Source organism: Marinomonas sp. MED121 (genome assembly GCF_000153025.1).
Classification (GTDB): domain Bacteria; phylum Pseudomonadota; class Gammaproteobacteria; order Pseudomonadales; family Marinomonadaceae; genus Marinomonas.
This window is the reverse complement of record NZ_CH672432.1, coordinates 420,495-442,697: the sequence shown is the minus strand read 5'-3', so window position 1 is coordinate 442,697 and position 22,203 is coordinate 420,495. Positions and strand designations below refer to the sequence as shown.

The 22,203-nt window shown below is 40.2% G+C and carries 24 protein-coding genes and 1 other RNA gene; 8 read left to right on the top strand and 17 right to left on the bottom strand.

The window, feature by feature from the left end:
• Positions 1–86: 86 nt before the first annotated feature.
• The 13 genes from MED121_RS17290 to MED121_RS17235 form a co-directional block, all read right to left on the bottom strand.
• Positions 87–617: a regulatory protein GemA gene (locus tag MED121_RS17290; protein ID WP_009835039.1), complete on the bottom strand. Its 531-nt coding sequence runs from the start codon at positions 615–617 to the stop codon at positions 87–89.
• Positions 599–808, bottom strand: a complete 210-nt coding sequence (locus tag MED121_RS17285; RefSeq protein ID WP_009835038.1) for a hypothetical protein — start codon at positions 806–808, stop codon at positions 599–601. Before MED121_RS17285 ends, MED121_RS17290 begins: the two co-directional genes overlap by 19 nt.
• A 2-nt stretch (positions 809–810) precedes the next feature.
• Positions 811–1,155, bottom strand: a complete 345-nt coding sequence (locus MED121_RS17280) for a DUF2528 family protein (RefSeq protein WP_036180992.1) — start codon at positions 1,153–1,155, stop codon at positions 811–813.
• Positions 1,156–1,164: 9 nt separating this feature from the next.
• Positions 1,165–1,401 (bottom strand): hypothetical protein, encoded by a 237-nt coding sequence (locus MED121_RS17275; RefSeq protein ID WP_036180990.1) that lies wholly within the window; start codon positions 1,399–1,401, stop codon positions 1,165–1,167.
• 18 nt (positions 1,402–1,419) lie between these two features.
• Positions 1,420–1,758 carry a hypothetical protein gene (locus MED121_RS17270; protein WP_009835035.1) on the bottom strand — a complete coding sequence of 113 codons (339 nt, stop codon included), beginning with the start codon at positions 1,756–1,758 and terminating at the stop codon, positions 1,420–1,422.
• 8 nt (positions 1,759–1,766) lie between these two features.
• Positions 1,767–1,831: hammerhead ribozyme type II (locus tag MED121_RS24115), an RNA gene on the bottom strand.
• A gap of 13 nt (positions 1,832–1,844) precedes the next feature.
• Complete coding sequence (locus MED121_RS17265) at positions 1,845–2,258, bottom strand: hypothetical protein (RefSeq protein WP_009835034.1); 414 nt, start codon at positions 2,256–2,258, stop codon at positions 1,845–1,847.
• Positions 2,255–2,488 (bottom strand): hypothetical protein, encoded by a 234-nt coding sequence (locus MED121_RS17260; protein WP_009835033.1) that lies wholly within the window; start codon positions 2,486–2,488, stop codon positions 2,255–2,257. Before MED121_RS17260 ends, MED121_RS17265 begins: the two co-directional genes overlap by 4 nt.
• A 10-nt stretch (positions 2,489–2,498) precedes the next feature.
• Entirely contained in the window at positions 2,499–3,128 is a 630-nt protein-coding gene (locus MED121_RS17255) for a DUF3164 family protein (protein ID WP_009835032.1), read from the bottom strand.
• On the bottom strand, positions 3,118–3,417 hold the full coding sequence (locus tag MED121_RS17250) for a hypothetical protein (RefSeq protein WP_009835031.1): 300 nt from the start codon (positions 3,415–3,417) through the stop codon (positions 3,118–3,120). The genes MED121_RS17255 and MED121_RS17250 overlap by 11 nt, the downstream gene beginning before the upstream one ends.
• An 8-nt stretch (positions 3,418–3,425) precedes the next feature.
• Positions 3,426–4,373: an AAA family ATPase gene (locus MED121_RS17245; protein ID WP_009835030.1), complete on the bottom strand. Its 948-nt coding sequence runs from the start codon at positions 4,371–4,373 to the stop codon at positions 3,426–3,428.
• Positions 4,374–4,388: 15 nt separating this feature from the next.
• Complete coding sequence (locus tag MED121_RS17240) at positions 4,389–6,380, bottom strand: transposase domain-containing protein (protein ID WP_009835029.1); 1,992 nt, start codon at positions 6,378–6,380, stop codon at positions 4,389–4,391.
• An 11-nt stretch (positions 6,381–6,391) separates the two neighbouring features.
• Positions 6,392–6,649 carry a helix-turn-helix domain-containing protein gene (locus MED121_RS17235; protein WP_009835028.1) on the bottom strand — a complete coding sequence of 86 codons (258 nt, stop codon included), beginning with the start codon at positions 6,647–6,649 and terminating at the stop codon, positions 6,392–6,394.
• 136 nt (positions 6,650–6,785) lie between these two features.
• Here MED121_RS17235 and MED121_RS23835 point away from each other — a divergent pair, with 136 nt between their 5' ends.
• On the top strand, positions 6,786–7,547 hold the full coding sequence (locus MED121_RS23835) for a S24 family peptidase (RefSeq protein WP_009835027.1): 762 nt from the start codon (positions 6,786–6,788) through the stop codon (positions 7,545–7,547).
• A 236-nt stretch (positions 7,548–7,783) separates the two neighbouring features.
• Here MED121_RS23835 and MED121_RS17225 read toward each other — a convergent pair whose 3' ends face one another.
• Positions 7,784–8,578 carry an ABC transporter substrate-binding protein gene (locus MED121_RS17225; RefSeq protein ID WP_009835026.1) on the bottom strand — a complete coding sequence of 265 codons (795 nt, stop codon included), beginning with the start codon at positions 8,576–8,578 and terminating at the stop codon, positions 7,784–7,786.
• Between the two features lie 466 nt (positions 8,579–9,044).
• Here MED121_RS17225 and MED121_RS17220 point away from each other — a divergent pair, with 466 nt between their 5' ends.
• A complete protein-coding gene (locus MED121_RS17220) occupies positions 9,045–9,659 on the top strand; it encodes a class I SAM-dependent methyltransferase (protein WP_009835025.1) in 615 nt (204 codons plus the stop codon).
• Between the two features lie 295 nt (positions 9,660–9,954).
• The gene (locus tag MED121_RS17215) at positions 9,955–11,841 is read left to right on the top strand and encodes a methyl-accepting chemotaxis protein (protein WP_009835024.1); all 1,887 of its coding nucleotides are present in this window, start codon (positions 9,955–9,957) and stop codon (positions 11,839–11,841) included.
• A 7-nt stretch (positions 11,842–11,848) separates the two neighbouring features.
• Here the strand turns inward: MED121_RS17215 and MED121_RS17210 are convergent, their stop codons facing one another.
• Entirely contained in the window at positions 11,849–12,379 is a 531-nt protein-coding gene (locus MED121_RS17210; RefSeq protein ID WP_009835023.1) for an NUDIX hydrolase, read from the bottom strand.
• A 537-nt stretch (positions 12,380–12,916) separates the two neighbouring features.
• Here MED121_RS17210 and MED121_RS17205 point away from each other — a divergent pair.
• Positions 12,917–13,966: a nitronate monooxygenase gene (locus MED121_RS17205; protein ID WP_009835022.1), complete on the top strand. Its 1,050-nt coding sequence runs from the start codon at positions 12,917–12,919 to the stop codon at positions 13,964–13,966.
• Between the two features lie 166 nt (positions 13,967–14,132).
• On the opposite strand, the gene MED121_RS17200 is transcribed toward MED121_RS17205, so the two are convergent.
• The gene (locus MED121_RS17200; protein ID WP_009835021.1) at positions 14,133–14,846 is read right to left on the bottom strand and encodes an NAD(P)H-binding protein; all 714 of its coding nucleotides are present in this window, start codon (positions 14,844–14,846) and stop codon (positions 14,133–14,135) included.
• Between the two features lie 206 nt (positions 14,847–15,052).
• Entirely contained in the window at positions 15,053–16,495 is a 1,443-nt protein-coding gene (locus MED121_RS17195; RefSeq protein WP_009835020.1) for a hypothetical protein, read from the bottom strand.
• Positions 16,496–16,778: 283 nt separating this feature from the next.
• Here MED121_RS17195 and MED121_RS17190 point away from each other — a divergent pair, with 283 nt between their 5' ends.
• The 4 genes from MED121_RS17190 (at position 16,779) to MED121_RS24460 (ending at position 22,203) form a co-directional block, all read left to right on the top strand.
• Entirely contained in the window at positions 16,779–17,681 is a 903-nt protein-coding gene (locus MED121_RS17190; RefSeq protein WP_036180987.1) for a LysR family transcriptional regulator, read from the top strand.
• 1 nt (position 17,682) lies between these two features.
• On the top strand, positions 17,683–18,273 hold the full coding sequence (locus tag MED121_RS17185) for a uracil-DNA glycosylase family protein (protein WP_009835018.1): 591 nt from the start codon (positions 17,683–17,685) through the stop codon (positions 18,271–18,273).
• Positions 18,274–18,653: 380 nt separating this feature from the next.
• Positions 18,654–20,615: a hypothetical protein gene (locus tag MED121_RS17180; protein WP_036180985.1), complete on the top strand. Its 1,962-nt coding sequence runs from the start codon at positions 18,654–18,656 to the stop codon at positions 20,613–20,615.
• Between the two features lie 13 nt (positions 20,616–20,628).
• Positions 20,629–22,203 (top strand): hypothetical protein, encoded by a 1,575-nt coding sequence (locus MED121_RS24460; RefSeq protein WP_009835015.1) that lies wholly within the window; start codon positions 20,629–20,631, stop codon positions 22,201–22,203.

Below are 22,203 nucleotides of genomic sequence, written 5' to 3'. Positions count from 1 at the left end.
TTACAACTGAATATGCATGTTATAGCCTTATGGTTCAAGCATAAACCAATCACTTTTGAGGTTTAAGAGAAACTATCTACCTGAAACTATTTAACAGCCTCTTTTTTATATTTTTCCGAGAGGCGTTCATAGCTTAAGTTTAAATCTGTACAATTGCCATGCTTCTCAAGAAACTCTTTTTGTACCCTATAATGCCAACGCTTGATAGACTCTAAAATTTGACTTGCCTGTTTGTTATCTACCCAGTTGATAGATGCCACTCCTTCAATATTGCTTGTTTTGGTCATGCGACGAGCATATGCATCAAGAGCGTCATCACTACCATTTTCTATAAAGTCTTGCTTATACATGGTAATCCAAATAGCACGGATCTTATTCACTGCTAGAGCGCGTGGTCGAGCTTTAGTCTTTTGTGTTTTTGCTTGAGGTTTAAAGCCTAATGTCTTTTTCATGTGATCCAATACTTGGCTGAGTTGGCTATCATTCAGCGTTTTAAGACTGTTTTTCCCTGTGACATTGGTAAGCATTTGACGATACACATCGTCATCCATACCAAGGGCTTTCTTACCAATATTAATAGCGGCTATTTGTTTATTTCTCACTGCTCTGTTTTCCATATTACCCATACTCCAAATAAGTTTTGCCCTGCACTGGTTTCTTCTATGACGCTCTCTTGTAAATAGTCAGGTAAAGCCGCGTTAATCTGAACTTGAGCACCACTCGCATTTGCTCTAACTGCGATCACTTCTAGTTCAAAAAACTCAATGAGCTTTATTACACCAGCGACTTGAGTCATAAGTTCATGCATGCTTAAACCGCTTCAACATGAAAGTCATCTGTATCCGACATAAACGCTTCAATGCTTGTAATTTCTATCCCCCATGAGCCATCCATTTGTGGCCAACCTTCTTCACCTACGCCAAAATCATGTAAAACACTTTCTAAGCTTTTTCCTTGAATACCCATAGAGAAAACAGAACAAGATAAGGTCTGTAATAATTTATATAAGTTATCTTTATCGTCTTCTTCAGAGACTCCCCAAAAGCTAAACAACTCAGGTAATATTTCATTCAGTTTTTGCTCATCAATTTTGACAATCATCTTAAAAGCATTGTCCATATACTTATGAGTCGTTTGATACTTCTTGATTGACATAATCATCTCCTACGCGGCTTGGCGTTTGTTACGTTTATGTTCTAACTGGCAAGCTTTGCACCAACATTGAAGGCCATCTTGTTTGTGGCTGGATACTGACCAAAAAAGAGTGTCTTGTGGCCAGTATTCTTCACAGTGAGAACACCACTTTTGTAAACCTAATTCGCTATCTAAATAGGCTTTACCATTTGCGAGTCGGCGTTCCATTAGCCCTGGCTTCATCAATGGTGTGTATTCTCCAAACATAAAGCCTCCCTTGATCTCCTAGTGTTTTGCTCTAAGGTCTTTCATTAATTGAAAGGTAATCGGCGCACTAGAACGTTTGTCAAAATTAACCCCCGTCTCGTTAATTAACAGTTTTTCTAGGCGATCCCAGTTCTCTATAAACGCTCGCCACTCAGGTGACATCTGCGCTATTTTTGAAAAGTGTTCACGCACTTCAGGCACTTTTCGAACAAGCATTAAACAGCGTATAAAGTCACTTGGATCTCTTGGGGTTGCTTTACGTGATGGCTCTACATCAATGCAACAAAAGGCCATTGCTGTAGAGCTTATTCCTGTGTTTTCGCTTGCCATCCATTCAAGTATTTTTCTTTCTAACATGTCATTCTCCTTAGCTGCTCATCAGTACCTAACCACTACGCTAGGTAGACGCGACTCATGCCGCGTTTCGCATTTTTATTGATGGCTCACATCACCGTGTCTATAAACTCCAAACCTTCAATTTTTTTGTACTTACGTTGCATAGATGCAAAGGTTTTAAAAAAGGGTTCATACCAGTCGATTTTTTTGTCCAAGTCTTTGATCTCTTTTTTCACACGTCGCTTTCCATATAGCTTTGTTAAGCGCTCCTTTGACTTGGTTGAATAAACAGAACGAGATCGCTTATTCCAAATCGGCTCAATAGTCGGGTCATAATCTTCACCTGGCCAACCCATTGACTGCTTCATTTCGCCATCAATAAAGACGCAAATGATAAGTACATTTTCTTTTATGAATCGCTTTTCAAGGACAATCTCTTGCTCATTAAGCTTGAACTTAACTCGACCAAATGGGCCTCTTAATAAACGTTCAATTTCTTCCCATTGCTCCTTTGTTATCATTGTTTAATTCCTTGTATTGCTGATTGATTTAGCTTGTTATTAACCATGGCGAAACCAATGCCATTTAAATAAGCTGTGGCATAGTCTGTTGATCTCAGTTCACCTAATCGGTGGCTAGCTTGTGAAATAAGTCGCATTAAGTACTCTTCGTATTGGCCAACTTGAATAGGCTGATCCATTACGTTTTTTACTGCGCTTTCTAACATGGCATCTTCGTGAAAGTGGGCCATTATTTCCTCCTTATAGGGCTGCAATATCGAGAGAGATTGGACGGTATTGATCCGTATTTTCAATACGTTCGTAGACTCGCAGATATACGGCTGTGCCATTTGATTTCAGCGCATCTTTCAGTGCTTCCATGGCGAGATTCCATTCTTCGTCCTGAATGTCCATTCGCATAAGTTCCAGCACCTTACCGATACTAATTTCTCCATTTCGATTCTTGCGAAAGGCTTGAGAAACGACGGCTTGAATATTGTCATTTGCGCCTTCACTCCAACGGGTAAGGCAAGAGTCTATGAGTGTTTTAGCGGCCTCTATCTCTTCGGTAAACGCAACCACTTCACGGTATGCACGCTGTAGTTTGTAGCGACCATCAAAGCTCACAATGCTGATATTGCCTTTCTTGCCACCTAGCTTTGCACTGTATCGCTCTGCTGCAATTTCAATGAGATCTGAAATGTCGCCCAAGGCTTTTGCCTTAAACTCTGTTAGCTCTTTACTAAGGCGAAGTGCATTAGGTACTAATGCCATAACAACCTGATCGCGAAGTAGATCTTGCTCACGGATGCTAGCTTCTGGGACAAAATATCCATCGGCATTAACACGCATGCCGTCTGGCACAGGAATGATATTTGTATTAGTAGACATAGTTGCTCTCCCATTCGATGGTGCAATTGTTGAGTTGAGCGGTATACACACTAGAGCGTTGACCGCTTTTGTTGCGGGTTTTAATGACCGCACCTTTTAGTTTTTTAGTTTCGTTGGTTGCAAGTACTTGGATAGTGGGTTGCCTTGTCCCTGTCTCCGTACCTGTGACGGTAATCCCCATCTTGATAAGTTGGTGCATTGTCTTACTCAGATCGATAAGACTTTTCATCATGTGGCTATTCTGTTGATTAGGCTTTATATGCCAGCCCTGATAACGATTGGTTTTCATAAATCACCTCAGTCGTTGTTTTCTAATTCATTAAAAGCAGCACGCAATGCCTTCTCATGGATGAGCTCTCCTTTACAGAACATGGCGGCTAATTTCAGGGTTTTAGTCAGTAAACGAAGACCACCTGGGCGTTCGCTAATTTGTTGCATTAAGGCGCGTTCCTTATCACCAATAACTCGCCATGCATCTGCAATAGCGCGAACATCTGCAACCTTGGTTTTATGGATGCCACGCTTTTTAGCTATACGTGAAAATAGGCGCGCAAAGTCTTCATTTCTGCGGCCCCCTGTAAGTTGGGTATAAACACGATTGTTGCCAACAAGCACCATGCCGACACCTGTTTCTTCTTGTAGGATGCGAAGCTCTTCTAGGGTTGGGTAATCAAGGTGATCCGCTTCATCAATTACGATTAAGCCTTCCGTGCCTGTAATACGTTTTCGAATGACACGTGATAATGGCCCTTTACGGCGAGGGGCTTGTTCCATATCAAGCTCCATTGCCAACTCATATAAGCACTCTGTTAAGCTGCTTCGACTAGGGCTTGCGGTAACATGCCAAACATTATTGTTTTGACGCTTGTATTCACGTAGGGCTTCTGACTTACCCACACCTGACGCACCGAAGATGACAACGATTGATTCACTAATTTGGGCATAGGTCATGTCTTCCATGACTTGCTTTGCTGTAGTGGTCATTACAAAGCCTGGATTAATCACAGGGTTTGCTTTTTTCTGCTCTAATCGATCCAGCCATTTAACAAGCTTGCTGATTATTTGAGACGGATCAGCTTGATACTTTCCATTTAGGATCTGACTCACTGTCGCTGCTGAAGCGCTGATCTCACGGGCAAGCTGAGCACTGGTGACTTCCTTTGCTTCTAGCTTGGCTTTGACCTGCATAAGAACACTGGTTTGATCGATGGCGTTAGCATTAACAAATGGCGATACGTTGGACATAATGAGACTTCCTTTTTACAGTGTGTTTTTCTTTTGTTGTTCGCGGTATTCAGCAATCGAAGCCGCAAAGTTACGTTCGTATTCTGTTTCTTCTTCATATTCGGGTTGCTGTGCGACGGCGGCATTTCCATACGTCATTGCAGGTCTAAACGGCATAACCACTTTTGCATCAGGAATAATGTCTTCTTCAAGGGGAGCCATTTGAGCCGCCACTTCGAGTGCGTCCATTGTCTTTTGTGCTTGCGCTGCGACTTTGGTTGCCTTAGCGAACTGGGTGCGATGACGGCCCGTTTCTCGTGCGGATTGAGTGTCACCAAAACCACTTTTTTGAAGGCATTCCGCTTGGCAGATATGCACACCATCTAAGGTGTAAACTTCAATCGCATCGTGAAGGCGTAAAGGATCGAATCGGGCTACGAGTTTTTTACCTACCATGTCCATCATGGCTTGATGGTAATAACGGTTCTTTTGACCTTTGATGCTGCCGCCAGCTTCAAGTGTGATTGTGCCGTGCCTGCCAACTTTGATGGCTTCGGCTTGTAGCATCATCATTTGTAGTTGTGAGCTGGTCGCTTTACGAATAGGTGCACTTTGATAGCTTTGATTAAAGACATCGTTAAAACTCATAAAGCCTTGGGCCATTTCTGTATTCCGGCCTTGTTTGGCATTAAACATTTCAACACCTTTAGCGATTGCGGCTAGAAAGACTTCTGCTTCAATTGCTTTTGATCCGTAGTTATCTGGTTTGGCCATTGGATTAGGGCCTGTATAAGCCCCTGCTAGGCTTGGGTGTTTATCGATATATTCTTCTAAACCACCAACACCAAATGCCCGTTCAATGGGTTTTGCTTGACCGTGACCTTTGCCCAGAATCACACTAGACCAATGCAGTTTGATACCGAGCATAGGGATGATGCCCAGTGGATCGTCGTCTTTAACTTTGAAGCGATAACGATTAGGCACACCGCCTGTCATCCACTTGTTAGCTGCTGCGCGTGTGTTATCTATGGTCACTTCTTTTGGTATGCCGTATTGCTCGCATACATCCATCATGCTCAAGCGAATAGAATCTGTGTTCTCGCTAACATCACAGCGCCAGCCAATAATTTTGCGGCTGTAGATGTCTTGCCAAAACCATGTTTTAGGACGAAGGGTTTCACCGTTAAACCACTTAACAAAAACGTTATGCTGATAACCATCGCCGTTGATCCATTCAAGTGCGTGCAGATCTTCGACGGTTCGCTCTTGTGGTGGATACATCATCATTAAAGCGTGCTCACCTTTACGAAGCAGCGTGCGTTGCTCCTGTGGCACTTCAAATTGCATACGACGTTCTAAGCTTTTCTTACTTGGAACTTTCCAGTCATTTAATTTGGCGGTGTCTTTTAAGCGTTCATAGCATACTGAGAAGGTAGGCTCTTCTTGACGAAGATAGTCGGACTTAATGAAGTCCCACGCTTCAGGTGTGATATACGCGAAACGTGATTTACGGATCGTGGCAGCAGATTCTTTGTGCTTTGGTAGTAATATTGGTAACCAGTCTTGTTCGTCGAAACGAGCAACCTTTGTCCAGTCGCGACGAACGTTTGCAAAAGAAACACCGTACTCATCACAGATAGCTTGATAAGCTGCCATCTTTCCAATGCCGCTATTAATCAAGCCATTAAGAGCTGTGATATAAGTGAGTTTCTCTTTTGCTTTTTCTTGAGCGCTATTTCCTGCGTTATTCCAACGAGCCCATAATGCTTCTCGGCAATATCGTTCTGCCTTTGGTGAAGGAATATTGAAAACCTTTTCACCCACTTTGACTTGGCCTGCACGTTTATAAATTGCGGCTTGAGTAGCAGCAGGTAAAATACTGATATGGTATTCAAAGGCTTTAGTGCCCTCGCGTTTGCGAGCAAGTTCTGGAATTGGAGTCGCAAGCTGTTTTAAATTTTCACGTATATTTCGTTCAGTAGTTGGCATTCCTGCTGAACCAACAATTTCACTAGCCGTTAACCACATAACGATTCTCCTTAGCCTACTGCTTGTAATTCTGAGTAACGGCTAGGCCAAATTTCTTGTGGCGTAGTATCAATTGCATCGGCTATGATTTTTTCACCTTTCGGCCAAGGAGAGCGTAATGCATTAGCTAGTGTGTTTTCTTTTAGACCCGACCTGCGTGATAGCTCTCTTACAGACAATTTACGTTTCTTTAAGGCCGCGATGATATCTGCGCGATGCCAATCACTTCCGTTTACATCCGTTTTCTGACAAACTTCGCTCTTACTCATCTTAGTAACTCCTTTATGTCGCTTTACTTAGTAAGACAATAATGGACTAAAGGGATGTCTTTATCAGCACAAACGGACGAAATAATTTCCGAATCATCCTTTTGTTAAATCAGATCAGGATAGGTGAAACTTAAAAATGCCCAACAAAAACAAAGAAATAGATATGAAAAAGAATTCAAATGAAGATACGGATGAATCATCCCTTTCTAGCAAAGGGAAACGGATGGAGTGGGTCGTTGCGTCCGAAGTGTCTGGAAGAGATGGATTTCCAACGTCAGATAGGTGGACAAGAAACCATTTAAAAGAGCTGGCATCGAACAAACCTCATTTAGTTAGAAAGAGGAGAGGAACTAAAGCGTTTGAATATCATGTGAGCCTGTTACCTAAAGAGACACAAGAAAGCTTATTAGATGGCGAGACAATCCCAGAGCCTCAGAAGAAGCATTCAAATAATTCTATCAATGCAGAGCTGTTATCTGAATTTGCATTCATTCCAGGTTACTCCATCCAAGTGTCAGCAGGTAATGGTACTTTAAACATGGATCAACTGGAGCCCTCACGATATCTAGCCTTTAGGAAAAAATGGCTGAACTACCGTGGCTTTAACGAAAAGGATTTAGTTATTGTGTGGGCCAAAGGAGATAGTATGGAGCCGACGATAAATAATAATGACACACTGGTTGTTCATGTTGGTCGTAAGCGTCCAAAAGATGGACACATTTATATATTTAGATGTGAGGATGAATTGTTTGTAAAGCGTTATCAAAGTGTCGTAGGTACATGGCGCTTGATTAGTGACAATCATATGTATACACCCTTAGATATCAAGAAAGAAGAACAGCATCAGTTTGAAGTGATAGGACAGGTAGTTCATATTGCCAAAGACATCGGTGACTAATTTAAATGTTTAAACGGTCTTTAAACAAGTTTTATACATCTAGCTATACTGATCAATTAACAAGACTTAAAATGCTAATTTTAAACTCACTGCTCAAACTAGTTAAACTCTACTAAGTTGCTTAAATGAAAACGGGGCCAGCGTCCAAACAGACCCAAGCCCCGCTAACTTAGTAGCTTTCATCGATTTCAATCCCGTTTATTCCTTAACATATCCGGTTAATCCCTAATGATCATTTAAGTAGTCCCTATACAATAGCCATAAGGAGACGGATTGAGTGTTTTATAAGCAAGTATGGATTGAATCATTTCATCAGGATGCTTGATCGCATAATTCCAACCTCGAATAACTGCTCGCCTTATTGAGGCGACGCGTTGAGGGTGTTTGCTCAGTTCTGATTGGGTGGTGACTAAACTATCGCCATAAAAATCTATGCCGTAATCTAAAGGTGAAAATACGGTAAAGGCTTGTTTCAGTTGCATTAGTTGATAAGGCTCATTACTGATGTAAGCATTCATTGCGAATACTTTTTTACTAATGAGCTTGTTTATATCCCCATCATAGGGGTGCTTGATATAGGACGATGTATCAACACCTGCTTTAAATAACATCGCATTAATCTGGCCAGAGATAGACTCATTAGAAAGCATCAATTGCTTGCCATTTAATTCAGCTAAATTTTGTACATTGTCTTCTGCTCGGGTGATTAATACTTCAGGAGCGTGTTGGAAAATTGAGGTGACAATAATGAGGGGGGAACCAAGGGAAAGCGAATGAATAACCTCGCTGCCGAGTACCGCATAGTGTGATTGCTTATTTAAAAGTTGGTGAATTTGATTATTGTTAGGATCACCCTCAATTAAGTTAACGTCTAACCCTTCTTCGGCAAAGTAGCCTTGTTCAAGGGCTGCGTAATAGCCTGCAAACTGAAATTTATGAAACCATTTTAGATGAATATTAATTGGGTCAGCCCATAAGAGGCTCGGTATGAAGAGAAGGCAGGTTAGTGTCAGTTTAAATATCAGGCCCATTAGTAAGAATTACCACTGATAGTGTGACATGGAATATATATTATTTTTGTTGTTATAGGGTGCATACCGTCAGTCCAATCCTGATTAAGAGTGATGATTGTCGAGCAGTATAACGAAGTTTGGTTATATAAAATTTACAATACTCTCGGCTAAGTGTTTATTTTTGTTAGTTATTTCATCTAAATGTCAGAATTTCGAAAATAGAATGTCAGCTATTTTGTGAGATATTCTTTTTAGTTATATTGATATATTGATGCGATATCGCAGGGAAAACGGCTAATTCATGAGATGCTAATGTAAAAAGCTTCATCCTGTGTTGTCCCTTCTCGAAGGAAAGGTGTCTACATTGGCTTTGTGTTAAGGAAGCGTAAAGTGACGACTTGTTTGAAAGAAAGTTATTTATTTCCCTGTAAGCTATGAAATATTTGCCATACTTACCTGTCTTTTAAGGAGTGCAGGAAAAAGCATGGAAGAGTGTAACGATACGACTTGGCAAGAATACTTAGCAAAAATTAAAGACATTCGACATCAAGATATTGTTGCAAGAGCAGTGAGCTTGCTACCTGGTTCAAATGCGCCATTATCAGTCATTGATACTGGGTGTGGGGATGGTCGAAATAGTCAGTATCTTGTCGACAAAGGGTTAGATGTACATGCCTTCGATCAAGATGTGAATATGGTTAACCTTAGCCGAATGCGATTTCAACAGCATGCCAACTTTGCAATCTGTTTAAGTGATATTGATCACTATATCTTTCCTCCAAATGAGCTTGTTTTAGCCTTTTCAAGTTTGTTTTATTCATCACCTCATAGGTTTGAACTTAACTGGCATAACCTTATTGTGTCTATTCGTGCAGAAGGTCTTTTTTGTGGCCGATTTTTAGGGCGAAATGATACGTATGCGAACCTTCATTCAGACCAAGCTTTACTCTTAGGTGAACAGGAAATTCAGCGTTTGTTTTCATTTTTTGACATTCTAGAGTGGCACGAAGAGGTTAATTTAATAAAGGATGTAAAGGATGTAAAGGATGGAGTCACACACCATCACACTCACACCTTATTAGCGCGCAAGTGCTATTAAGTGAATTCCCTTCATTTTTAATTAGTAGAGCTAATGGTTAAAATTAATTTTACTAACAGATTCTCAAAAGATCTCATGGGTTTACTTACTTGACGAATGCTTTTTATTAAAGTCGTCTAAATAGGAGGTAAAACTGAGTAGATTGCCTTAACTCATTGTTACGAAAGTAGTAAGATTGTCACAAAAATAAAGGAATTTCGAATTTACGTAATTTAGTGTAATGGATTATTTAATCTGAATTACGGCAAGTTTTATTTCTTATCAAGATTAATCTTCCTAATTTGGTGATTTTAATATGTTTGTAAATCTTAGTTTTAAAGCGAAGCTTAGCCTTCTGCTTATTTCTGCAATAAGTGGTTTTATCATAGTTACTATGGTTGCGTTGAATGGATTGAACACACAAGAAGCCTCATCACAGCGTTTACAAACTTTATCCGGCATTGAAAGTAATCTTGATGCGTTAGAAATTGCCATGATGAAAGAATATGAGGCCATGTTTGATGTCAATGATGACAACTTTCAAGCGTATGTGGATCAGATCAATATGGATAAAATTGATCTGCTATTAGGTTTGGAAGAAGATATTCTTATTATTGATTCATTAGAAGGTCAGGCCCATTTAGAAGAAACCATGGGTAGCCTGACGAATTTTTCTGATGCTTTGGGCTATGTGGTATTAAAAAGGCAGCGTTTAGGTTTCAGTGGTAATTCAGGTCTTAAAGGTGAGATAGCGTCATTAGGGGATGCGGTACTGTCAGATATTGGTTCTTTAAGTCTAGTAAAGCGTTCTTTTTTACCCGTACGTGAAGCTGAGAAGAATTATGTGTTTGAAACCAATCAAGCTAACCTTGATGCCTTTATGCAAACCTTTAATGAATTTCATAAGCGAGTAGAAAATTTTGGTTTATTAGATAGATTTGGTGACTCTATCAATGCTTACCTTAAAGCCGTTGAAAGCTTGACTAAGGAAACAGAAAAAGCCATTGGCGCAGAGCTGGATTTTAAAGCACAAAGAGCTGATTTTGATATTAAAAGGGGCAATGCTTCTGAGTATTTAGCGAGCATGACACAAGAAGCGACTGCTTTTGCTCATAAGAGTTCTAGACAAGCGAGTATTACGCTTATTTCTGTCAGTGTTTTAGTGACAGTGTTTGCGGGTATTTTAATGGCATTTATTGGTAAAAATGTAAATTACTCCTTAAATCAAATCATCAAGGACCTGACCAAAGTTCAGGAGGGGGATCTAAGTGCGAGATTAGCGATAAATGCTAAACGCAATGATGAGTTTGATGCTTTATGTGGTTCGGTTAATGCCATGACAAATGGATTAGGCTCTGTCATAGGGGATGTTGTTCAAACGACTGATGAAGTCAATGGCATGGTTGGTCAGTTAAATCTCGCAGTCACTGATATTGCTGATAGTAACCAATCTGTTAATAGCCAAACAAACTCCTTAGCGGCTGCCACAGAAGAAATTTCAGCGACTATTTCCAATATTGCCGATACGACGAATACCTTAAGCTCTCAATCAAAAGAGACCTTTGAATCGGCTAAAAATGGTTCAGAAACAATCCGCGATGCGCTGGATAATTTATCTAAAACTGTTGGCTTTGTGAATAAAACCAGTGATCAACTAAATGAACTCGGTAAGCTTTCATCAAACATAGATGGGGTTATTTCTATGATTAATGATTTAGCCAACCAAACTAACTTATTGGCGTTAAATGCAGCGATAGAAGCCGCTAGAGCGGGGGAGGCTGGTCGTGGATTCTCTGTTGTCGCGGATGAAGTGCGTTCCTTGGCTGAAAAAACAGTACAAGCAACCTCTAGCATCACTGAAATAGTTGGGGTGATTCAAGTGTCTACGAATACTGCTATTAGCACTATGAATGATGGTCAAGCGAACCTTAAAGCGATCGAAACATCGGGTGAAAAAGCGGCGCAAGCCATGCGAGAAATTGAGTTGAATGCACAAACGGGTGCGGATTCAGCCCATCATATGGCGCTTTCTATTCAAGAGGTGTCTAAAACATCTTTGCATATGAGTGAAGAAATGGATGCTATTGCTCAGCAGTTGCAAAAGGATACTGATTCAATAACAACCATTGCGGATAATACCAACCAAATTCACTCTTTGGTGGATCACCTGGATAGTAAAACGCGGGTATTCACGACAGTCTAAAGGCTGTTTAGATAAGCTCAGCAAGAATGCGTTTTAATAAGAAGGTCTCTCTTTCAATTGAGAGGCCTTTTTTTGGACTCGAAGCCATGGTTTCTTCGTTATGAGCAATGGCTTGTTGAATATTCATCCAAACCGGATACATGCCATTTTGAATTTCATGATGCTCTAGGGCAGGAGTATCGAGTTCTTGATCAATCTCGCAGACATAACAGAAGGATTGCATCTGCATGATGTCGATATCTTCTTTGTACCAAGGTCTAAACTCTTCATAGCAACCAAACGCTTGAATATTACGAACATTTTTTGCCCCTGTTTCTTCTCTTAGTTCACGTATCAGTCCCTGAATATTATCTTCTCCTTCATCGATGCCACCGCCGGGTAAACTATAGTCGTGATAGCGTTTTGTATAGAGCAGGAGTATTTCTTCATTACGTATAATGATGCCTCTTGTTGCTCGGCGTAAGATACGCTTAATAGAGGTATCTTTAATATTGCTTGTAGGAATGTCAGGATGGATTGTTGAGGCTAATAAACGCATTCAATACTCTTAATCTTAAGCAAAAGGGGTCATGGGTCTGGATTATAAGTGTCTGTTTCCCTGATGTGAAAGCGTTTATTTAAGGGGTCGTTCAAGTCATCTTTGTTTATATCTCTGCATATACTGTCTCAGCTTTTTAATGAAGCGGAGCTAAGTTCAATATAGTTTGAAGAAATTATCACTATTTCGTTGATGCTAAAGGCTTTGATTGATTTTTTAACCAGTGCAATGAAAAATAACGTCATCACACAAGGCGTCACTTTGCGTTTATTAATAGAAAGTCATTGTAGGTACCTTTCGAGAAGGGACAACACAGGATGACACTTTTTTCTGAAATGCCGTTTAGGTATTCTTCAAAGACCCGAAGGGCGTGTCCTTAAAGCCTTATCTATAAGTTGAGAGTCTGATCAATAGAGTCACTATTAAGTTGCGACTCTCGCCTTAAATCTCAGGCGTTTGATCAACACGCTGAGGCGGGATGACTGATTCGCAGCTTCCCTAGATTTAACTTGTTCGCTGAATTAAAAGGGAGTTTTCATGTTTACCGCAAAAGTAAAAGCCTTATTGGGTACTGAGCTACCCATCATTCAAGCACCTATGGCGGGTGTGCAAGATGCTAACCTGGCGATAGCCGTTAGCAAGGCTGGTGGGTTAGGCTCGATTCCATGTGGCATGTTAGGTATTGAGGCAATTGTCTCTGACATTATAAAGGTAAAAGCGGCTACGACAGAGCCTTATAATTTAAACTTTTTTTGTCATCAGATGCCTGACTATAACCAGGCGCAGCATGATGTCTGGCAAAACACTTTAGCTAAGTATTTTATTGAGCTAGGTATTTCCTGTGAAAATGGACCTAATAGTGCTAATCGAATGCCTTTCAATCATGATATCGCAGATGCGATTGAAGCTTTTAAACCAGAATTTATCAGTTTTCATTTTGGCTTACCTGAGCAGAAGTTATTCGATCGAATAAAAAGCTGGGGAACAAAAGTCGTATCTAGTGCGACCACGTTAGAAGAGGCACTTTGGTTAGAGGCAAAGGGGGTCGATGCTATTATTGCCCAAGGTATTGAAGCGGGTGGCCATAGGGGCATGTTTTTAACTGATGATATTACAACCCAAGTTGGTTCAATGGCACTGATTTCTCAAATCGTAAAAAAGGTTGATATCCCTATCATAGCCGCGGGTGGTATCGCCGATGCTCAAGGTGTGAAAGCCTCTCTTTTGATGGGAGCAGGTGCGGTGCAAATTGGTACTGCATATTTATTGTGTGATGAAGCCAATACTTCTGCGCTGCATAGGTTGGCATTAAAGAGCGAGAAAGCCTCTCATACGGCTTTAACCAATCTGTTTTCTGGCAAACCTGCCAGAGGCATAGTAAACCGTATTATGAATGAGCTTGGCTGTATGAGTGCTTTGGCGCCGAGTTTTCCCCATGCCGCGATTGAAATAACCCAATTACGACAGTATGCAGAAAAGCAAGGACTAGATGGTTTTTCCCCTTTATGGAGTGGACAAAATACCTCGGGGTGTTTAGATATTTCAGCCAAAGAAATGACTAAGCTTTTGGTGAGCCAACTTGAGTGATGAATAAGCGAGCCTTAAAGCGGCTGAGTTTCAAGATCTTGTTTAAAGGGTAAGTTTTACTCTTAGTTTGATAGGGACTAGTCATTTTAAACTGTGCAGTATTAGTCAAAGGGTAACACTTCATTTCACCCTTTATCTCACCACTTTTCTTATTGAAAGTATTTGTTTATTGATTATAAATAACAGGCATTTTCCCTTTCCAATGTTCAAATAATAAGGCCTCTCGGGTCAGCCTCGCCATAAAATGAGCGAGGTTTATACGGCTTGTTTCCCCCGCATCAAATAGGGCGCTTCGCGTTGGAGATTCATGCAATGTGTAAGCGGTTACCTGTTTGAAATCAATCAGCGTGTCTGGCCTTACGACTATCCATTGAATTTGTTTGTTTTGCTTACATTCAAGGCGTAAATAGTTTGCTGCATTTTCATTATCAAGGTGTGGCGGTATCAAAAATCGAATCAAGGAGAGCACTAGGTGCTGTGCAAAGGATATTCTTTCATTAAGGTCTAGGTTTCTATTCCCTGTTGTATTTAGCAGTATGATTTTTAGGATGTTTGGGGTTGCGGTGTCTTTGTTTATTAAATGGTTTAATTGACATATGTGCTTCAAGCTATCTCTTACTAGCATTCTAGGGGCGCCATAAATACCTTGAAATGTCAGTTTATGGCCGAGACAAGAGATAACAAAATCCGCTTCTCTAATTAGATGTATCAATGAGCTTTCGTCAAGGGTCAATGCTGTCCCTTTAATTTGTTGCAATAAGGGGTGCGTCTTTAAAGTTGTTTTCCTAACTAGCGCAATGATCTTTTGGCCATTGTCTAAGAGGTTGTTTATCACTAATTGCCCTGTTTTACCCGTCGCCCCAAGCACTAATACTGTCACCCTATATTCCTATCTATCATGTGTTTAGGTGATTATAAATGCTTAGATAAAGTTAAAAAATAGGTGAAAAGGCATTGAAACTATGCATATATGTATGGATTGATAAGTGTCCTATTTCCATTTGGCCGTAGATTTAAAATAAATTTTTGCCATTAGGCCAATAGAAAAAAAGCCAACCAATGTAGCTTTTTATCACAGAATTCTGTTTATGTGGCAGTGGAACTAGCGAGTGATTTGGCTCTTGCTTTTTCTTTTTTACTGGCAAGTCTATTGAGGTGAAGTCCTGATAAGGTAAGTGCAATGCCTGTGATTGAGCCTATTAAGGCTAAAGACCCAAACCAGATTAAACCAACTAGCGTCAGGGTGTCGTTATTAATCTCTTTATAATGGGTGGCATTATCCACATAGGAAGCCATACGATAAATTTGATTTGAAAGTGCTAACGTATTGGTTTCACTTTCAATCACTCGAATATCAAAGCGAAACTGATTGTTCTCTTTTTTTAGTTGAGTGATATAGCGTTTTTGTTCTGCAAAATCTTGGTTAATCTTTTTTAGTTGTTGATTAAGGTAATTAAGGGCACTGTTTTTTTCTTTCTCTAGTCGAGCCTTATGTGCTGAAAGGCTAGTATCACTGACAGACTGGGCTTTTGTATACCTGTCATTAATATAATCAATGTTATCTTGTTTCTGGGTGATTAAATCTTCTTTAAGGTTGAGTAAGTCAGCATAATAGTTATCTAAAAACTCGACTGATTTAACGTCTAACGTTTTTTCTTCGCCGGTAATGGTTTTATCATTTATGTTGGCAAGCTGTTCTTCGGCGAAACGAATTTTTTCATCATAGTCACGTTTTACCTGGTTTGAAGTAAAGAAATTACTTTGCTCTACCGCGGCCTCTTTTTCTACTTTGAGGGACTCTATCTTGTCTATGAGTCTGTTTCTCTCTTGCTGGGCTAGATTCACCGAATCTTGTGACCGTGATAGAACCGTCTGATATCGCTCTTCTTTTTTCTCAGAAAGTTCTTTGAGTAGGTCGGATTTCTCTACTTTTAATTGAATCAATTCACCCCTGGCGATATCTAATCTGGCTCTAAGTTCAGTGGCATCTTTAGACAGCCTTTCATTAGTTTGAATCGCTGTGGCAAATTTTTCGTCAAAGGATCTCACAATCACGTCTTTGTTTAAGTTAATGCTTTTCGTTTTTGCTTGATAATCTTCCAAGGCCAGTAAGATGTTTTCATCGTTTGCTTGAATTTTATTTTCTATTTCACTAATCGAAATTTCATTCAAATTAATTTGATTGTTAATGGATGAAAAGGCACGTTCGAAACCATTTAATAGTGTTTCAAAGGTGATGATACAAAGGAAGCTAATGATGAGTAGATACATCAAAAAGGACTTTTTGGCATTCCAGAGACCAATGACAAAGGGGATTTTTGTCAGTTCAACAAGTGAAATCATGACAAAAGGTGCTGATAGGGTGAGTTTACTGACCCAGTTGTCACCACCAATCACCAGTGATACTGAAATGCAAAGGCCAATAAAAACAACAATTAGTTCGACAACCCAAGCAATTTTGCGTAGAAAACGACTGTGTTTATAGAGGTTTTTAATATCGTTATCTAGGGATGCGTTAAGATTACTCATGCAATTAATGACTACCTTGTTAATAATAGCGGTTGATAAAGGGGGCTAGGGAGCTCTTTTATATGCCAATAAGATGGCTGAGCGCTCTTAAGAACAAATTAATCAATAAAAATAACAAGGGTTAGGTTATTCAGTTAACTAATTGTTTTGGCTTTAAAACGCAAACTATTATGTGAGTGATTTTGTTAAGGGTCAAGTTCTGAACCTGTGATTATTTTTAAGAATTATTATCAAATGTAAGTCGATTGTTATGCGTGTTATTTGCATTAAAAAGGGACAACTAATGAGTGATTATCAACCCCAATTTGACTGGAATCATGCAAGGGTATTTATGCTGGTTGCCGATGAGGGGTCTTTGTCGGGGGCAGGGCGTTTAATGGGAATGAGCCAACCGACCTTAGGGAGACAAATTAGTCGTTTCGAATCTGAGCTCAACCTCACTCTTTTTGAGCGAGTTGGTAAAAGGTTAGTGTTAACGCAAAGTGGGGCGAAGTTGTATGAGCATGTTAAACAAATGTCGGATGCAGCGAATCAATTTGCTTTAGTTGCAAAGGGGCAAAGTAGTGATATTGAAGGGGATGTGGGTTTATCTTTAAGTCAGTTAGATGCTTTTTTTATCTTTCCAGATTTATTGCCTAAATTACACGAAATTGCGCCGAAAATACGTCTTGAGCTTGATGTTTCCAACCATATCAGTGATTTGAAACGACGCCAGTCTGATTTGGCTATTCGTTATAAACGACCTGAAGAGGCTGATTTAATTATTAAAAAACTGGGTGTAGAGAAGGTTTATCTCTATGGTCATAAAGAATATGTAGCAAGTTTGAATGAAACGATACCTGAATTTGATTCAACCCTAAGAATTATAGGCTTTGAACAGACAGATCAGTTACAAAAGTTACTTGAGAGTTTAGGGTTAAAGGTTTCATCAGATCAAATTAGCTTTCTTTGTGATAATCAATTGGTTCAATGGCAATTGATTAGACAAGGTTATGCTTTGGGGTTGTTACCTGATCATATCGCTGCTAAAGACCCGAATTTAGTACCTGCTTTTGTCTCCAGTTTGGTGCCACTTGAGTTGGATGTTTGGTTAGTCTGTCATGGAGAGTTACATACTAACCCCAGAGTTAGACTTGTTTTTGATTTTTTATCTGAGCATTTTATGACATCAGCTAAGGCGGGTTAATATGGCAGAATTGATCAGATTAATTGAGGATATCAAGGCGTGCAAGCTGTGTGAGGCTCATTTAGAGCATGGAGTAAGGCCTGTTGTTCAACTTAATAAAACAGCCAAAATACTGATAGCCGGCCAAGCTCCAGGACGTAAAGTACACACTTCAGGTATTCCTTTCGATGACGCCAGTGGTGATAGATTGCGTGCTTGGATGGGGATAGATAAAGACACATTTTACGATGACTCTAAGATTGCTATATTACCTATGGGGTTTTGCTATCCCGGTTCCTATAAAGGCAAAGGTAAATCGGGTGATTTACCACCTCGCCCAGAATGCGCCAATACTTGGCATCAAAATGTTCTTGCATTACTGACTCAAGTCGAACTCGTTCTGGTGATCGGACAGTATGCTCAGGACTATTATTTAGACAATAACGTAACGGTCACTGCGTGTGTGGCCGAATGGGAAAAGCATTGGCCCCATTACTTGCCTTTACCGCACCCAAGTCCAAGAAATAATATCTGGCTTGCAAAAAACACTTGGTTCGAAGCGGATATTTTACCCGTTTTACAATCCCGTGTAGCCACCTTGTTAACTTCCTAAATCATTTTAATAGCAGCGGCTTGTTTTTCTGCCTTTCTATCTTTCTCGAGTATCTGAATCGTCTTTTAATTCTGTGGCTTTACTCTTCTTAAACTTAACAAACCTAAATGCTATTAGAGCGTTTTGTCGATGAATTTTATGGGCATTTAATTCTGCTTTAATTTGCATGTTAGCTAATAATGATTGTCAGGTTAATGACTTATTTGTCAGTTTTTGGTTGTAAATTAATCGAATTATTGATTAAGCTTGCACACTTGATGGATGATTTTTAATCAAAAATATGTGATTAGCATGTGTAAAGGTTTGTTTAACTGGCGACTCCACACTAGGTTTAACTAAGTAAATATCTTGATTTAGAAAAATAATAACGGGATAGGATGATGCAAAAGCAATATCAAATTACTTTTTTAGTGCTGCTTTCATTAGGGCTTACTGGCTGTGCGACCCTGATGGGGTTTATTTTTGAAGATAAAAAAGTGGAGATGTTTGCAGCAGAAACCGATCCAATAAAAATTCAGGACTATTTAGAGTGGAGTGTAAATCGCCTGAATGAAGACGATGAGGATAGCCCAGATTTATTGGCTAGGCTCATGCCAGTAGCCGTGAAACAGGCCAATGTGATTGATTTATTAGAGGTTAATCCAAGCTTATACAGCGCTTTGACGGACAGCCTAGTCAATATCGCAAAAGAGGGGGTTTATACCTCTGATGAAGAAGAATGGATTGAAGATGGCTTTCCTATTGCCGTAACTAAAGATTATCTTCGGGCTGCTGCTGCCTATAATCTGGGTCGACTTGATGGCGATACAATTTCGTCTCAATTACTGGTGATTTTAAGGAAGGTTGATTCGCCTGGGGTGCAAACGGTCGTGATCAAATCTATGTTGGACCGACTTGAAAGCTACAAACTCAACCTCGAAATTCAAGCACAGGCTGTGACGGCGTTATCAAGCGTACATGTGAATAATTTAGTTGAAGATACGCCACTGAGTTTATTGGTTTATCAAATTGAAAATCAGCTGGTTAATCTTGAAGTGATTAATCGTGTGCTGGCTAAAAAAGAGGTGTATCAACTCTCTTCCCGTAATTTAAATTACATTTTAGATGTGAATGAAGGGTTATTTATTCATCATTTAGCAAACCCTGGCAGCATACAGAAAACGGAATTAATCAAAAATTCGCGTTTACTCAGTGCTTTAGTATTACCCAAGCAAGCCCAGTTAGATGGCGTACTTCCTAACTTTTCTAGTACTCAACAAAGGGCCCAGCGACTATTGCTTCAATATGTACCGGGACTTTATTACTACAGCATGTATGAAAATGCGCCATTAAGTGACTTTAGTTTGGGTCAATTAATGGCCAGTCTAGAATACCTAAATCGTTATGATAATTATGCGAGTCAGGCAAAGGGCCGTTTAGTTGCCCTAGGAGATGATCGCCAAGCTTTTTTTAATCATCATCAGGTAATGAACCCCGGTGTGTTTGCTGCAACCAAGTTAAAAGCTAAAGAACGGGTGTTTGAAAGTTTAAAGGATAGGGTTGAAATGCGCCCTTATACTTACATCGATTTTATCTATTCGTTTTTATACCTTAACTACCCCAATGACTTTGCCTCTTATTTGATTAGTGCTGCCGATGTGGCTTATCGAAAAGCGTCGTTGGATCAATTGCAGGATTACTATGGATTACGCCTAACCACAGATAAAGAAGTGACTGACAAAAATAAAAAGGCACTGTTAACTAAAATTAGTCGTAAACAACTGACCCGTACCTTGGCTTACTCAGCAGGTGATTTTAAAGCTTACACAGATAAGGTTATGCCTGTGTTTGTTGAATTACAGGCAAAACCATTACTTGTCTCATTAAATCAAAGTCATAAAAATATTATTAAACAAGCGGGTATTTCTCATCTTGTCAATTACTATATTGCGGCCCTTGAAAAGCAAGACGTCTCAGCTAGACAGGCCTATCTAACACCTGCTGGCCAAATAATTGCTTTAAGAAAGCGTGCTGACTCTAAAAAATTGTTCGGCAGTTTAATGGCTTTACCCTTATCAGAAACCAGCAATATGTTTGAGCAATACGCCTTTAAGAAGAGTGTGACAAGCATTCCAAGTGACTACCTGTATTTGGGGAATTATTTAGGCAAATATAAAGACACATTAACGCCAAACTATTCGGCTCGATACGCCAGTATTTTCAGTCAAGGTGTGAGCCAAGCTAAAAATGAAGATGCCTCTTTATATGCTGGACAGCAAGGGATGGCATCTTTAACACAAGAGACAGATTTGCAAGCAATAAAATCTGCCATTAAACGTCGTTTTAATCAGATTGAGTTTTAATTAGGGGTTAAATATGAAAGTTAACTATTTTTTAGCGCTTGCTTGCCTTTGTTTAAATAGTGCATTTGTTTATGCTAATGAGGCGCTCAATAGCAGTGTAAACTTCGCTTATAAATCAGATTTTACAGTGCAACAGTACGCTACAGATTTACCTTTGCTACCACAATTTGATGTTTCAACTAATAGCCAAGAGGTGATGTTTGATCGACGTGAGAGTTTTGCGGCTAATGTCAGTGTTAATCAAGCCATTGAATCAAATAAACAAACCTCTATTGCTTTCACTCCCAGTAAATCTATGGCTTGGAAAAGCCAATACCTAAAACAGCCTAATCTTAGCAAAATCAATTCGCTCTATGCATTTCCGGTGAAAAATGAGCGTGTCCCTGTCTATTATGAAGGACAAAAACGCGTATTAAATAGGGTGGTATTACAGGATAAGTCTGACCAAGTATATTTTACCGCTCAATATGGGGATAAATCGGATACAAATATCCATTTTAATCGTTCAAAGTTGCAATATAAATTGAAAAGTCTTGCCGGCACAATGCAGGCAGATGGCAGTTTAAATTATCGTAAAAGTGACCCTTTTAGTGCAGCAGAAAAAGGCTACATCATTTCAATCTCGTTAAATAATAAAGTCTCTGATAGCTTTGTGGTCGCACCTTCCTTTCGTTTAAATGGTACTCATACGGTTACCTTATCTACATCAAATGCAAAGAATGGTAGTCACGGTAGCAATGGTCGAGGCGGCTCTAGTTACAGTAGCAGTGTTTTATCCAGTGTTGCTGGCGCATTTGCTGGTGGTAGTGGCCGTGATGGCAATAATGGTGGTGATGGCCGCCGTGGTGGCGATGGGGGAGATGGAAGAAATGCGAAAGACGTCGGGACCATTAAGGTTACGCTCCTACCTTTGAGCTCACCTTTCTATAAAGAGCCACTTAAAAGCTATCGATACCAATCCAATCAGGGTTCTGGCCGCTATTTATTCGAACAGGATCAAAAACTCTATATTACGGCTATTGGCGGTCGAGGCGGTAGTGGTGGTAATGGCGGTAATGGCGGTAATGGCGGTAATGGCGAAGCGGGATCTGCAGGTCGAAAAGGATCGAATGCCAGTGCTTACAGTAGTGCCGGGAGCGGTGGTTCTGGCGGTAATGGCGGTGACGGCGGTGATGGTGCTCGTGGAGGTAATGGTGGTGATGGTGGTCAAGGTGGACGAGGCGGATTTGTACAGGTAAGCCTGTCTGGTCCAACAAGTTTTAGGGCTATTGCCCGTAATAGTTTTAGTGCCAAAGTGAGTGGCGGTTCAGGTGGTAATGCTGGGCAAGCAGGATCAGGCGGTTCAGCTGGTAGTCGTGGTGCCGCAGGGCCCGGTGGACCGGGTGGAAACCCTTATTATGATAGCAATTGCACCATAGATTATAGTACCGGCTATTCCAGTTGTAACCCGATTAGTAAACCAGGAGGGTATCAGGGGAGTGCTGGCTCATACGGACGCTCGGGTTCATCAGGACGCTCTGGCTCGAATGGTTCGTCTGGTTCATATGGTTCAAGTGGCAGTGTGAGTTTTGTTAACTCAGGTGGATAG

What these genes read in the sequence shown, in the direction of transcription:
- MED121_RS17235 (WP_009835028.1), bottom strand. Translation starts at nt 6,649, where the DNA reads ATGAGTAAGAGCGAAGTTTGTCAGAAAACGGATGTAAACGGAAGTGAT.
- MED121_RS17270 (WP_009835035.1), bottom strand. Translation starts at nt 1,758, where the DNA reads ATGTTAGAAAGAAAAATACTTGAATGGATGGCAAGCGAAAACACAGGA.
- MED121_RS17190 (WP_036180987.1), top strand. Translation starts at nt 16,779, where the DNA reads ATGAGTGATTATCAACCCCAATTTGACTGGAATCATGCAAGGGTATTT.
- MED121_RS17180 (WP_036180985.1), top strand. Translation starts at nt 18,654, where the DNA reads ATGCAAAAGCAATATCAAATTACTTTTTTAGTGCTGCTTTCATTAGGG.
- MED121_RS23835 (WP_009835027.1), top strand. Translation starts at nt 6,786, where the DNA reads ATGCCCAACAAAAACAAAGAAATAGATATGAAAAAGAATTCAAATGAA.
- MED121_RS17225 (WP_009835026.1), bottom strand. Translation starts at nt 8,578, where the DNA reads ATGGGCCTGATATTTAAACTGACACTAACCTGCCTTCTCTTCATACCG.
- MED121_RS17280 (WP_036180992.1), bottom strand. Translation starts at nt 1,155, where the DNA reads ATGTCAATCAAGAAGTATCAAACGACTCATAAGTATATGGACAATGCT.
- MED121_RS17205 (WP_009835022.1), top strand. Translation starts at nt 12,917, where the DNA reads ATGTTTACCGCAAAAGTAAAAGCCTTATTGGGTACTGAGCTACCCATC.
- MED121_RS17265 (WP_009835034.1), bottom strand. Translation starts at nt 2,258, where the DNA reads ATGATAACAAAGGAGCAATGGGAAGAAATTGAACGTTTATTAAGAGGC.
- MED121_RS17215 (WP_009835024.1), top strand. Translation starts at nt 9,955, where the DNA reads ATGTTTGTAAATCTTAGTTTTAAAGCGAAGCTTAGCCTTCTGCTTATT.
- MED121_RS17245 (WP_009835030.1), bottom strand. Translation starts at nt 4,373, where the DNA reads ATGTCCAACGTATCGCCATTTGTTAATGCTAACGCCATCGATCAAACC.
- MED121_RS17220 (WP_009835025.1), top strand. Translation starts at nt 9,045, where the DNA reads ATGGAAGAGTGTAACGATACGACTTGGCAAGAATACTTAGCAAAAATT.
- MED121_RS17195 (WP_009835020.1), bottom strand. Translation starts at nt 16,495, where the DNA reads ATGAGTAATCTTAACGCATCCCTAGATAACGATATTAAAAACCTCTAT.
- MED121_RS17255 (WP_009835032.1), bottom strand. Translation starts at nt 3,128, where the DNA reads ATGTCTACTAATACAAATATCATTCCTGTGCCAGACGGCATGCGTGTT.
- MED121_RS17240 (WP_009835029.1), bottom strand. Translation starts at nt 6,380, where the DNA reads ATGTGGTTAACGGCTAGTGAAATTGTTGGTTCAGCAGGAATGCCAACT.
- MED121_RS24460 (WP_009835015.1), top strand. Translation starts at nt 20,629, where the DNA reads ATGAAAGTTAACTATTTTTTAGCGCTTGCTTGCCTTTGTTTAAATAGT.
- MED121_RS17185 (WP_009835018.1), top strand. Translation starts at nt 17,683, where the DNA reads ATGGCAGAATTGATCAGATTAATTGAGGATATCAAGGCGTGCAAGCTG.
- MED121_RS17250 (WP_009835031.1), bottom strand. Translation starts at nt 3,417, where the DNA reads ATGAAAACCAATCGTTATCAGGGCTGGCATATAAAGCCTAATCAACAG.
- MED121_RS17275 (WP_036180990.1), bottom strand. Translation starts at nt 1,401, where the DNA reads ATGTTTGGAGAATACACACCATTGATGAAGCCAGGGCTAATGGAACGC.
- MED121_RS17260 (WP_009835033.1), bottom strand. Translation starts at nt 2,488, where the DNA reads ATGGCCCACTTTCACGAAGATGCCATGTTAGAAAGCGCAGTAAAAAAC.
- MED121_RS17290 (WP_009835039.1), bottom strand. Translation starts at nt 617, where the DNA reads ATGGAAAACAGAGCAGTGAGAAATAAACAAATAGCCGCTATTAATATT.
- MED121_RS17285 (WP_009835038.1), bottom strand. Translation starts at nt 808, where the DNA reads ATGCATGAACTTATGACTCAAGTCGCTGGTGTAATAAAGCTCATTGAG.
- MED121_RS17210 (WP_009835023.1), bottom strand. Translation starts at nt 12,379, where the DNA reads ATGCGTTTATTAGCCTCAACAATCCATCCTGACATTCCTACAAGCAAT.